The sequence below is a fragment of the Pirellulales bacterium genome (assembly GCA_035546535.1).
In the GTDB taxonomy this organism is placed as follows: Bacteria; Planctomycetota; Planctomycetia; order Pirellulales; family JACPPG01; genus JACPPG01.
On sequence record DASZWQ010000125.1, the window covers coordinates 1 to 11,941 of the forward strand.

At 60.9% G+C, this 11,941-nt stretch carries 9 protein-coding genes; all 9 read left to right on the forward strand.

All coding sequences use genetic code 11. The annotated features are described in order from the left end of the window. Window positions 1-651, forward strand: a 651-nt coding sequence (locus VHD36_15510; GenBank protein HVU88728.1) for a tryptophan--tRNA ligase, incomplete at its 5' end; no start/stop codon positions are given. A 123-nt stretch (window positions 652-774) separates the two neighbouring features. Further along, window positions 775-2,541: a hypothetical protein gene (locus tag VHD36_15515; protein HVU88729.1), complete on the forward strand. Its 1,767-nt coding sequence runs from the start codon at window positions 775-777 to the stop codon at window positions 2,539-2,541. 258 nt (window positions 2,542-2,799) lie between these two features. Continuing rightward, window positions 2,800-3,237 carry a holo-ACP synthase gene (gene acpS, locus VHD36_15520; GenBank protein HVU88730.1) on the forward strand — a complete coding sequence of 146 codons (438 nt, stop codon included), beginning with the start codon at window positions 2,800-2,802 and terminating at the stop codon, window positions 3,235-3,237. Between the two features lie 155 nt (window positions 3,238-3,392). Continuing rightward, a complete protein-coding gene (locus VHD36_15525) occupies window positions 3,393-4,382 on the forward strand; it encodes a hypothetical protein (GenBank protein ID HVU88731.1) in 990 nt (329 codons plus the stop codon). Further along, window positions 4,379-6,244 (forward strand): hypothetical protein, encoded by a 1,866-nt coding sequence (locus tag VHD36_15530; GenBank protein HVU88732.1) that lies wholly within the window; start codon window positions 4,379-4,381, stop codon window positions 6,242-6,244. Before VHD36_15525 ends, VHD36_15530 begins: the two co-directional genes overlap by 4 nt. 239 nt (window positions 6,245-6,483) lie before the next feature. Next, window positions 6,484-8,148: an MBOAT family O-acyltransferase gene (locus VHD36_15535; protein HVU88733.1), complete on the forward strand. Its 1,665-nt coding sequence runs from the start codon at window positions 6,484-6,486 to the stop codon at window positions 8,146-8,148. A gap of 60 nt (window positions 8,149-8,208) precedes the next feature. Continuing rightward, entirely contained in the window at window positions 8,209-9,414 is a 1,206-nt protein-coding gene (locus tag VHD36_15540) for an SGNH/GDSL hydrolase family protein (GenBank protein ID HVU88734.1), read from the forward strand. Between the two features lie 613 nt (window positions 9,415-10,027). Then, window positions 10,028-11,074 carry a DUF1559 domain-containing protein gene (locus VHD36_15545; protein ID HVU88735.1) on the forward strand — a complete coding sequence of 349 codons (1,047 nt, stop codon included), beginning with the start codon at window positions 10,028-10,030 and terminating at the stop codon, window positions 11,072-11,074. Between the two features lie 399 nt (window positions 11,075-11,473). After that, window positions 11,474-11,881 (forward strand): DUF1549 domain-containing protein, encoded by a 408-nt coding sequence (locus VHD36_15550; GenBank protein ID HVU88736.1) that lies wholly within the window; start codon window positions 11,474-11,476, stop codon window positions 11,879-11,881. Window positions 11,882-11,941: the final 60 nt, after the last annotated feature.

The window sequence follows — 11,941 nt, forward strand, 5'->3', positions numbered from 1 at the left end:
TACAAAGACAAGAAGGCCAAGGGCATCAACGCCGACGCGGGCTTGTTCACATATCCGGTCCTGATGGCGGCCGACATCCTGATCTACGACGCCAACACCGTGCCCGTCGGTGAAGACCAGGTGCAGCACATTGAAATCTGCCGCGACATCGCCGGCAGTTTCAATCATCATTTCGGCGAGACATTCGTACTGCCCAAGGCGAAGTTGCTCGACGGCTCGGCCCGCGTGCCCGGCACCGACGGCGAGAAGATGTCGAAAAGCTACAACAACACGCTCGAGCTGTTCGAGCCCGCGGCGGCGCAGCGCAAGAAAATCATGCGCATCACGACCGATTCGCGCCCCATGGAGGATCCCAAGGAGCCGGAAGGGGACCATTTGTTCCAGCTCTTTTCGCTATTCGCCGGCGAGGCCGAACGATCCGAAATGGCGGCTCTGTATCGCCGTGGCGGATTCGGCTACGGCGACGTCAAAAAGGCCTTGGCCGAACAGGCTGAAAAGTTTTTTGCCGAGCCGCGGGCTCGCCGCGCCGAGTTCGAGGCTCATCCCGAGCGGATCGCCGAGATCCTGGCCGACGGAGCCACCCGCGCCCGCAAGAAAGCGTCGGAAGTCTTGAACCGGGCGAAGAAGGCGTGCGGCTTGAGTATCTCATAGGTCACGACCGGCGAAGGGTGGCGACCCCTCGCGCGGATTAGCCTCTCGCTGATCTGGCTTCGCCGCTGTTCCGTGTTAGGCTGGCGGAGGATAAGAAGCACGTCGCTGCCAGGAGACGTTGTGATGAATCGCTTATCGCGCACCTTCTGTGTTTGCTTTTCGCACCTGCTCGCTTCCATCGCCTTGGCGCAGGAGCCAATTGCGATAGTGGCGGCGGACTCGACCCCCGCCGCGCCTGCCAATGACGAGGCGACGCAGACCCGCGTACGCGAATTGGTCTACGTCCTGCGCAATCACCGCGTTTTCGAGCGCACGGATCAGTGGGCCAGCGCGATTCGAGAACTGGCGACCATCGGACGGCCGGCGCTTCCCGAGCTGCTCCTGGAGCTCAAGTCGACCCGGCGAAACGCGACGCTGCGCGGCCTGTTCTTTACCCTGCGAGTCATGAATGACCCACGATCGATCGATGCCGTCGTCGCCGCGATTCCGAAAGTTCTCGAGATCAAAGGCGGTTCCGATTGCGGCCTGAACGTCTTGGATCCAGAATTGCGACAGTTCATGAAGCAGCATGAGGATTTTCCGTCGAGCGACAATTCGGTCAGTTATGGTCGGCCAATCAATGAAATCCTGGCCACGCTTCACAAGCTATACGGCGAGCCTCTTCCAGATTTCAAGGAGAATAGGAACCCGCCGACGTGGAGTGTCGACTACTGGCAAGAACGATGGAAGAAGGAGAACGCGTCACGAAAGGAGACTGAAGAGGATCAAATCCGACTACCCATGCGGAATGAAGACCTCGTCGAGCGCGACGGCGTACGACGCTTTGGCCCGCTCTTTCCAACAGGCGTTGACCAACATCTCGGTCCGGTCGTCGACGTCGTCTTAAATAGCCAGTATGCCGATAAACCTGCATGCCTCGACCTGGACACGGGCCGCGCCTATGAGTACTTGGAGGGTTTGCATCACAACGCCGGCGACGCTGAGAAACAACTTAGCCATGTGAAATGGGCCACGAGCCATGGAGTTGATGTCATTCAGCATGTACTGAGGGACGTACACCTCTGGATGATTGCCAACGAGCGTTGGGATTCACTGGATTCCGAGGTGCGGTCGGGCAAGCCGCTGGACCGGGGGAACGAGGCATCGGACTTATTTCTACCCAATGGAGAAACGCAGGCGACATTCCTATTTACCACGCGTGAGGGGGCACAGGGCGCCCTGCGACTCGTTCTCGCCGATGGCATCAAGGGCAACCGCACGCTGCAGTACCGGCTATGGAACCGGGGCAAGATGGCGCGCTTCAACCGCGACGAGGAGCCTGTGCGCGATTCCGGCGAGTGGCAACTGTTGAAGCGCGTCACGCTGGCGGGCCCCGGGTTTGAAAAGGAATGCTTGTACGACTTCGAAAGCGCGAGTGCCAAAACCCTTCCCAAGTCGATCTTCGCGGCCGACACGCTGCCAGACCTTGATGAACTGCTGAAGAATTGGGGATTGTTCCACAATGACCGCATCGCGTCGTGGGCAAAAGAACAAGGCATTGATCTGGCCGCGAGCCGCACGAACGTTGCAGGACAAGGTCCGCTCCAGCTTCACAACGTTCACGACGGTCAAACGATACAGCTCTTGATGCTCAGTGCTCGCCTAGTGCGCGTTTCTGACGACGCGATTGGCAAACTGACATTGCGCCACGGCCGCGATATTCTGGACCGCTATCCATCGCAGTTTCGCTTGGCTTACCTGACGCCCTCCCTTCAATGCGCCGATCCTTCGGCGACCTACCTCTTCGAGACCGAATCGGGGCTGATCGGCCTTCTCCGGATCGTCAAAATCGGCGAGAGGCTGTCTTCCATCACTTTCGATTACGAACTGGCCAATGTGCCTCGCGAGTGATGGCATGCCGGTCGACGATCGCATTTTGAAGTCCCATGCCTTCCTGCCTTGGGAAGCTGGGACGGCCGCACCACCATTCTGATTTGTGTCGGCCTTTGTGGTGCAGGTGTCTCGCCTGCGTCTTTGCGCCGCATGAAACGCGAGCGATGCTTGCTCTCTGCCGGCTGCGGTCGTAGACCCTGTCGGCTATTATGGAACAGTCAGGCTTGCCATGTTCGGGGCCTGCCCTCTCCATCAATAGCCGAAACGGGACAGACTGTGAACAAAGACGGCAATTTGCCAGGCAATATCGTGGGCATTGGCACCGACATCGTCGAATGCCTGCGCATCGCGCAGATGATCGAGCGGCATGGCGACCTGTTCATCAATCGCGTCTATACGCCGCTAGAAATCGGCTACTGCCAAAGCCGCAAGGCCTCGACGCAGCACTACGCCGGCCGTTGGGCCGCCAAAGAGGCGATTCTGAAAGCCATCGGCACCGGCTGGCGGCGCGGCATCAGTTGGCGCGACGTCGAAGTGCGCAACGACAAGTCGGGCCGCCCCGTCGTCGGCATGCGCGGCGGAGCGCGCGACGCCGTCGAGCACTTGGGCATTCGTAAGATCCTGGTGTCGATCTCCCATTGCCGTAGCCACGCCACGGCCTATGCGATTGCCATCGGTCGCAAGCCCAAGCGGAAGAAAAGGACCCCAGAATAACGGTCCAACTGGGATGGATGCGGCCGTTTCTCGCGACAACGTAAGCTTAACAGGGCCCTCATGCGCCTGCTGCGAATGGGGCGCGGCGTTGTTACGATATTGCGCAACGTCGGCACCTCGGTCGACGGCCATCCACCAAAAGCCACGAGCACTTCATGCCATCATCCCTCGAACGATTGCCTATCCTGCCGCACCTTCTGGCCATTGCCATCATCGCGGTTGTCACCGCGGGTCTGGTCCGCGCTGCCGACGACAAAGCCGAGAGAATGGCCTCGACCCACTTTCCCGCCGCCATGGTTGACTGGGTTCCCTACGAAAAGAACCCCGTTTTCACCGCCGCCGGCGCCGACCATTGGGACGTGAAGATTCGCGAGCGCGGCTGGATCTTGCGCGACGGCGATAAGTACCTGATGTGGTACACGGGCTACAACGGCCAGAAGACGGGGTTCAAGATGCTCGGACTGGCCACGAGCGACGACGGACTCACGTGGACGCGCTACCCGAAGAATCCGATCTACGACCAGCATTGGACCGAGGACATGATGGTCGTGAAACAGGGGGGCACGTTCTATATGTTCGCCGAAGGTTTTCGCTTCGGTCGTGCTTATCCCTTCGCCGGACGGCTGCAGGACGAGCCGCATCTGCTGACTTCGGCCGATGGCATCAAGTGGACGCGCCCTGGGCCACTCGAATTCCGCAATAGCTCTGGCATCAAAGCGGGCGGCATCTACGGCACGCCCGTCGCTTGGTTTGAGAACGACCAGTGGTACCTGTTCTACGAGAAGATGGACCTTGGCGTGTGGCTCGCCCGCTCGCGCGATTTGCGCGATTGGACTAACGTCCAGGATGAGCCTGTGATCATGCCAGGCCCCGGCGATTACGACAATCGTTTGATCGCGCTGAACCAGATCGTGAAGTACAAAGGCCGCTACTACGGCTACTACCACGCCATGGGAGATAGCGAGCCGGGCAAATGGTCGACCTGCGTGGCCGTGTCCGACGACCTGCGCACCTGGCACAAATATCACAACAATCCGCTCGTGAAGAACAACAAATCGAGCGGCATCCTTGTGCCCGACGGCGAAGGATTCCGCATGTACACGATGCACGACCAGGTCGATCTTTACTTCCCGAGGAAGCCATGAGTCGCATGCTAAGGCTGCCGCACGGTTGGCCGTTCGTTTTTGGACCGATGCTCGCGGTCGCGCAATTCCTCATAGGCGAGTCCTACCATTGCGCCGCGGCGGACACTCCTGTCGCGGCGACGGTCATCGACGTTACGACGCCCATGCCGCCGCCGGAATGGGCGCTACTCGAGCGCGAGCTGCTGCGTGCCGCAAGCGCGGGGTGCGAGCAGTACTTCGAGCGTTATTTCGACGACCGCGGTTACCTGGAATGCGTCGAACGCTGGGGGGGCGACGACGGGCCTGACGATGCCATCGAGTGTCTCGCCGACTGGCCCCTGCTCTACGCGCTCGGCGGATCGCCACGCGTTTTCGAACTCTACAAAAAAGGATGGGAAGGACACCTGCGGCAGTACACCGCGGCGAAGACCGTCGACGTCGAGATGGCGCGCGACGGCATGTACTACAAGGAATTTCCCGTATCGCTCGATTGGCTGCACCACGCCGAAGGGTTGACGGCGTTCATCAATTCCGCGCTGGCCGATCCGAACGACCCGGCATTCCAGCGGCGTATCCGCCGTTTTGCCGGACTATATCTCGGCGAAGAGCCGGGTGTCGTGAACTACGATCGGCAGCACAAGATCATCCGCAGCCTGTTCAACGGCAGCCGCGGGCCGCTGTTGCGCAAAGCCACGGGGCTGGATTGGGCGGGCGATCCGATCGAGGTCGAAGGGCGCTTTGCCCCGGCCCACGGCGAGCGCAGCTATGCCGAGATGGTTGCCCACTTCAAGGATTACAACGACATCGTCGGCGACCATCCGCAGAATCTTTGCGCGACGAGCCTCGCGACCGTGGCGTTCATGCTCGACCACGAGCCGAAGTACCGCGACTGGGTGCTGGAGTACGTCGATGCCTGGGTCGACCGAATGAGATCGAACAACGGGATTATTCCCACCAACATCGGCCTCGACGGTTCGATCGGCGGCGAATGCGGCGGGCGCTGGTATGGCGGCGTCTACGGCTGGGGCTTCACGGTCATTACGCCGCAAACCGGCGCGCCGGCGAATCGCAACACGCACGCTCTAGGCTTGAGCGGTTTTGGCAATGCCACCCTGCTTACCGGCAACACAAAATACGCCGACGCATGGCGGGCGCAGATCTCGGCCGTCAACGCGCAGTCGAAATCGGAAAACGGCCAAACGGTGTACCCGCAGATGTATGGCGACCAGGGGTGGTACGCGTACAGCCCGTCTAAGTACAGCCATGGCGTCAACGAAACTGCCTACTGGTCGATGAAGCCGGACGACGCCGGGCCATTGCCGGACGGCGGTTGGCAGGCGTTTCTCGCCGGCCGGCAGCCCGCCTATCCGGCGGCGGCGCTGCGCGCCGACCTGGAGACCCTCCGCGCTCACATGGCCTCGGTCAACAACGACAAAACGACCCCTGACACGCGTCTGGCGGATGATCCCCTACCATTCAGCCCCGCGGTGACGACGGCGCTTGTGAATCTGACTTTGGGCGGACTCTATCCAGGCCACCAGGCGACGCCTTTGCACGCACGAGTGCGCTATTTCGATCCCGTGGGTCGTCGCCCCGGACTACCTGATGGCGTATCAGCCCTGGTCGAAAAACTTTCGGCCGATGGCGCTACTTTGACTTTGGTCAACGTCGACGCCGTCTCGCCGCATTCCGTGATCGTGCAAGGAGGCGCCTATGGCGAGCATCAGATAACAGGCGTCTCGATCGATGGCAAGCAACGCTCTGTCGGCGGACGCTCGTTTGTCGTGCACTTAGCGCCGGGCTGCGGGACACAGCTTGCCCTCGATGTGCAGCGTTACGCCAATCCCCCTTCGCTTGTGCAGCCGTGGGACGACGATTTGTAACCCGTCGTGGCCGCTCAGCCGCGCGAGTTTGGCGAGTACTGAGCCTTCGGGTAAGCCACGGCCCGAATTGCCGGCATGACCGGCGCAACCGGCTCGTTGACCGCACTGTTTCAGTCAACCACAATCAATGATTCACCGTCCACTCGGGCGAAGCTGAGCGGTCTGCCTCCGAGGCAGGGCCGGTCTGCGTCATGCTCATCTCGAGGTACCCGGCCCGCTAACGCCCCGTTCGTCCCCCGATGCTCTTCCAGACCTACGAATTCGTAGTTTTGATGCTGGTCGTTCTGGCCGGCATTGTCGTGCTGCGACGGGCCACTGCGCAGCACTGGATGTTGCTGGTCGCCAGTTACGTTTTCTACGCCTGGTGGGACGTGCGGTTTCTGATTCTGCTGCTGCTCACTTCGATGATCGACTATTCCGCCGCCTTGGGCATTTACGGCGTGCGGCTGCGTCGGGGCGAATTGGCGCGGCTCAGTGCGCTGTTGATCGCCGGAGCCTACCTGACCCTTGGGCTCAATTGGCCCGCCGTGCAGCGCGGAACGACGCACGTCACCCTGGCCGAGTTTTTCCAACCCGGCTGGGCCAGCGCCTATTGGGCCATTCTGGCCATTGCGGCCTTTGCCGCCGTCGGTCCCGTGATCTACACCCAGTATTTCCGACTGTCCGAAAACGGCCGTCGCAACGCCTTTCTGGCCACCAGCATGGTCGCCAATCTGGTCATCCTGGGCTTTTTCAAATACTTCAATTTCTTTCGCGACAACCTTGTCGGCCTGGGGCACATGCTGGGCTACGACTGGGTGCCCCCCGCGCTGGATGTCGCGCTGCCGGTAGGCATCAGCTTTTACACCTTCGTCACGATGAGTTACGGCATCGACGCCTATCGCGGCGACATCGTGCCCGAGCGGTCGTTCCTGCGGATGGCGCTTTTCGTGTCGTACTTTCCGCACCTCGTTGCGGGCCCGATCATCCGCCCCGAGCAGTTGTTGCCCACGCTGCACAAGCCCTGGACTTTGACTTCGGAGCGCTTTTTGAGCGGGCTGCACCTGTCGATCGTGGGCATGATCAAAAAGGTGCTCATCGCCGATTCGATCGCTCCCTTGGTCGAAGTGCTCCTGGGAGATCCCCTCGGTCAGCCCAGCATCGCGATCATGCTGGGGGCGGCGCTATTCGCCGTGCAGATCTATTGCGATTTCTCGGGCTATACCGATGTGGCCCGCGGCGTCAGTCGCATGCTCGGCGTCGAGCTGCCGCTGAACTTCAACTTCCCTTATTTCAGCACCTCGATCACCGAATTCTGGCGCCGCTGGCATATCAGCCTGTCGAGTTGGCTGCGCGATTACCTGTACATACCGCTGGGCGGCGGCCGCGTCGCGCTACCTCGAATTTATTTCAATCTTCTCACGACCATGGTGCTGGGCGGATTATGGCACGGGGCCAGTTGGAATTTTGTCATCTGGGGAACCTATCAGGGCGTGCTCCTGTGTATCAATCGCTTTTTTAGCGAGTGGAAGCAGAAGAGCCAGCGCCTCACCGCGCTCTTCGAGCAGCCCGCCATGCAAGTCGTGTGCTGGGCGGTGACCATGTATTTTGTACTATTGGGTTGGTTGATCTTTCGGGTCACGAACCTCGAACAATTGCTCGTGGCCATGAAGTCGTACGTATTCTTCGACGGTCGATGGCAGCTCACCGGGCTGGGGTTGGACTCCGCCTCGGCCCTCGTACCGCTCGCCACGTTTGCCATTTTCATCGTGCTACACGCCTGGAGCTTCTTCGCCATTCGCTGGGCCGAACTGCTGGATCGGTTGCCCAGCCGGCTGTTGCCGATTTGCTACGTGCTGGTGGCCTGGCTCTTTTACGTGGCCTGGCCCGTGGCAAACGCCCCGTTCATCTACTTCCAGTTTTAGCCCTGCACGTTTTCGCCCTGCACAAGCCACAACCCGAGCGACCGCGTGGAATTCGATCGCATGACTCTGACTCGAGATAACCTGCTCAAGGTGGTGCAATCCGTCGTGGCGCTGGTTGCGTTTGTCGCGGCCGTGGAAATCGCGCTGCGCCTGGCCGGCATTGCCTATCCACCGAAGATGTTCACGGACCCTGTCGTGGGTTTGATCTACCGCCCTGGCACGAATTTCGTGTACCGCGAGGAAGGGTACGCTGACGTGCAAGTCAACCAGGAGAGCGTGCGCGACGTCGACTGGCCTCTCGACAAGCCGGCCGATGAATTTCGCATTGCTGTGCTCGGGGACTCGTTTGTCGAAGCGCTGCAGGTACCCGTCGAAGATCGCCTCACCGAACAAATGGCGGATTTGTTGTCGCACGATGCGGCGTTCGCCGGCAAAAAAGTGCGCGTAATGAATTTCGGCATGTCCGGCTTCGGCACCGGCCAGGAATACCTCATGCTGCGCGAGCGGGCGGCCAAGTATCAGCCCGACATCGTCGTGTTGGCGTTTCTGTCGGGCAACGATTTCAGCGACAATTGTCGCTCCTTGCGCGAGCACAATCAGCGCCCTTTCTTCGAAGTCCGCGACGGCAAGTTGGTGCTCGACGACTCGTTCGCGAAAAAGCGATCCTGGAAAGACGAACTCGCCCGGGAGCTGGCTGCCGAGAGCCGCATCCTGCAGGTGACGTACGAGGCCAAGCGAGATTTGCGAGATTTGCGCGGCTGGGCTCCTGAAACCGCTCAGAAAGACGGCGCTTCGCGAGAGCTTGAGCTCAATGAGTACGCCTACCTGCCGCCCGAGACGCCCGCTTGGAAGGAAGCATGGCAGATCACCGAGCAGTTGCTATTGGCGATCAACGATGAGTCTCGGAAGATTGGCGCCAAGCTGCTCGTGGTCGTCATGCCGAACGACGATCAGATGCACCCCGACCCGGCCAGGCGTCAGCAGTTTGCCGATCACCTGAAGGTCGATTCGCTCGAATATCCCAACCAGCGGATCATGAGCTTCTGCCGCGAGCATGAGATCCCCGCGCTGGACCTTTTGCCGCCGATGCGTACCTACGGCGAGGAGCACGGCGTGTATCTGCACGGGTTCGAAAACACCGCCATGGGCCGCGGCCATTGGAACCCGGCCGGCCACCGCCTGGGGGCCGAGCTGATCGCGGCAAAGATCCACGAAATGCGAACCGCGTCGGGCCAGTCGCCCTCCGATGCCGCGAGCGGCCACTAGGTCGCTTGGACTAAGCGCCGGCGAGGTGGTTCTCGGCAACGGGCGCTACTGGTTCCTCGTCGGAACCTAACCTCTTACGTTTTCCCTGGTGAGCCGTCCAAAGTGATTTTTGCGCTCGCGATTTCTCCGCCTGTCCCTTCGCTAAGTCACGGTGCGCCATTAGCTTCCGAACGTGTCGAGCAACTTTGTTCGGCGTCGGCATGACCTTTTTGCTTGCAATCGGCGCCGGCGTTTTGTATCACTCATACACGATTGCTGATGCGTTTATGTGTTGCTGAGAAGCACCACACCAGCACAGAAGTGATCGCCCGCCCGATCCGGCGGCCCGACGAGCGGCCGCCACCTGCCCCAAGAGAAGACCGGCCATCGTTCCCTGACAACCAGGGCCCGCGATTCCGGCCCGCAACGATCGGCCAGTCGCAAGGCTTGCCGAACCCGCCAGCGGAGGACTCTGCATGCCGTGCGTGGAATGCAGCAGTTTTCGCGTGCTTCGAAAGTGCTGATGTCTCTGCGCGCTGGCCAGACCTCATGGTCTTGGACGATCGCGGCAGAGACATCCACGGCACGGGTACGCGCCTTCGCCTTTTCACCCCCTGACAACGGAGGAAGCGTCATGCGAATCCAATCCACACAGTTTCGCAAGCCGCACGCATTCACACTCGTCGAATTGCTGGTCGTGATCGCGATCATCGGCATCCTGATCGCGATCCTGTTGCCCGCCGTGCAGATGGCCCGCGAGGCGGCCCGCCGCTCGCAGTGCCAGAACAACATGAAGCAGATCGGCCTGGCGCTTCAGAATTTCGAATCGGCGCGCGGTGCGCTCCCCTCAGGCGGTCAAGGCAGCAAGGCCCTGCCCGGTACCCCGGTGACCTACACATCGGTGTTCGACGTGCAAGGAATGTATGCGTACATCATGCCCTACATGGAGTTTGCGCAGGTCAACGATTTGATGAATATGGCCTTTGCTTACAACGATAAGCGCGCGCCGAACAATCAGGTAGCGGCCAAGATCCAACCGACGACGTTTCTCTGCCCTTCAAACGGTCTCGCCGACGTGGACCCACAAGGCTACGGTCAGGCTGACTACGCACCGACCGTGGGCACGTCGATCGACCCGACGACAGGTCTTCCCAATAACAGCGCGCAGGCTCCCGGCGCCTTGGGAATCGGCACGACGCGGATGGCGCTGATCACGGACGGCACTAGCCAAACGATCATCGTCGCGGAAGACAACCCCGTGAACTTCCCGTCGATCTATCCCAACATCGGCGGCGGCGGACCGGATCCCACCATCCAAGCCGGAAACAGCGCCGATCCGACCATCACCGATCCCGTGTTAGGGCCGATAACAGGGCGCGCTGCTAATCGTTGGGCCGAGCCCGACAAATCGATCAACATCTCGGGCCCGTCGAACGGCCGACTCGGCGCGCTGAAGAACTTTGTCAACAACAACAGCACGCCCGCGGGGGGCCCGAGCGATTGCCTTTGGAGCGGCGGCGACTGCGGCCCCAACGGCGAGATTTTCAGCATGCACCCGGGCGGCGCCCACGTCCTGTTGTGTGATGGCAGCGTCTCGTTTTTGAATGAGAGCATCGATTTCCGCGCGGTCCGCTGTCTGCTGACGCGTGACGAAGGCGTGCCTGTCCCTGCCTACCAATGAACCCCCGCCTGGTCCGCGCCGCAACGTTCCTTGGGGCTCCTCGGGGCGTTTGGCGGCGCGGACCATCTCTTTCTGCCGCGTTCTCGGTGAGCCCGCAGGGAGATGAGATAGCGGCGCTACCATTTCCCTGGTATGCCCCGTCCCTTTTGCTTGCAATGCAGCCAACCTTTCTGAGATACTTATGCAGGCGTGCTGATGCGTTGATGCACTAGCGCGCTCGCCGCCAGATAACCTTCCGCCAAACCACCCGCCTCCCCCCGACGAAAGTCCTCGACAGCTTCAGGTCGTCAACAATAAACGCTCGACGAGCAGGTTCCTTTCGAGGTCGCCTTTTCGAGCCGGTGTCCCCGCCGAGTAAGGAAGCTCGTCGGCAGTTAACCCGATGCCCCAGGAGTTCGCATGCCCCACTCCCCGGATCGAGTCGCGATTTTGTTCTCGCGTCCGGCCCGCCGGTTGGTTGTGATGTTATTGGCCGGGTCGTGCGCGCTAGGCCTCGTGGCTGCAGCCCGCGCGGAGGAACCGCTGCACGAGCGGATCGATCGGCTGATCGAAGCCGATGCGTTGATTCCGCTGGCCCCCGCGGCCAGTGACGCCGAATTCCTGCGACGGGCCACGCTCGATCTCATTGGCCGCATTCCCTCGGCCGCCGAAGCCCGGGCTTTTGTTGCCGATGCCTCGGCCGACAAGCGGCCGGCACTCTACGCCGTTAACCGTTTTTTGAGGGAGATAAAAAATGGTCTTGATGCTTTGGCGACTTTCGGGGATTTGCGGGTTACCACACTCGCAACCGAAAGGAGTCGGCCATGAGGCATCAAGACCACGTAAGCACCGTGGGCGAGCGGAGGCACGCCGAGGATTTGTTGTCCG

Excerpts from the sequence above, each read along its gene's own strand:
- VHD36_15545 (HVU88735.1), top strand. The coding sequence starts at position 10,028 with ATGCGAATCCAATCCACACAGTTTCGCAAGCCGCACGCATTCACACTC.
- VHD36_15550 (HVU88736.1), top strand. The coding sequence starts at position 11,474 with ATGCCCCACTCCCCGGATCGAGTCGCGATTTTGTTCTCGCGTCCGGCC.
- VHD36_15515 (HVU88729.1), top strand. The coding sequence starts at position 775 with ATGAATCGCTTATCGCGCACCTTCTGTGTTTGCTTTTCGCACCTGCTC.
- VHD36_15530 (HVU88732.1), top strand. The coding sequence starts at position 4,379 with ATGAGTCGCATGCTAAGGCTGCCGCACGGTTGGCCGTTCGTTTTTGGA.
- VHD36_15540 (HVU88734.1), top strand. The coding sequence starts at position 8,209 with ATGACTCTGACTCGAGATAACCTGCTCAAGGTGGTGCAATCCGTCGTG.
- VHD36_15525 (HVU88731.1), top strand. The coding sequence starts at position 3,393 with ATGCCATCATCCCTCGAACGATTGCCTATCCTGCCGCACCTTCTGGCC.
- VHD36_15535 (HVU88733.1), top strand. The coding sequence starts at position 6,484 with ATGCTCTTCCAGACCTACGAATTCGTAGTTTTGATGCTGGTCGTTCTG.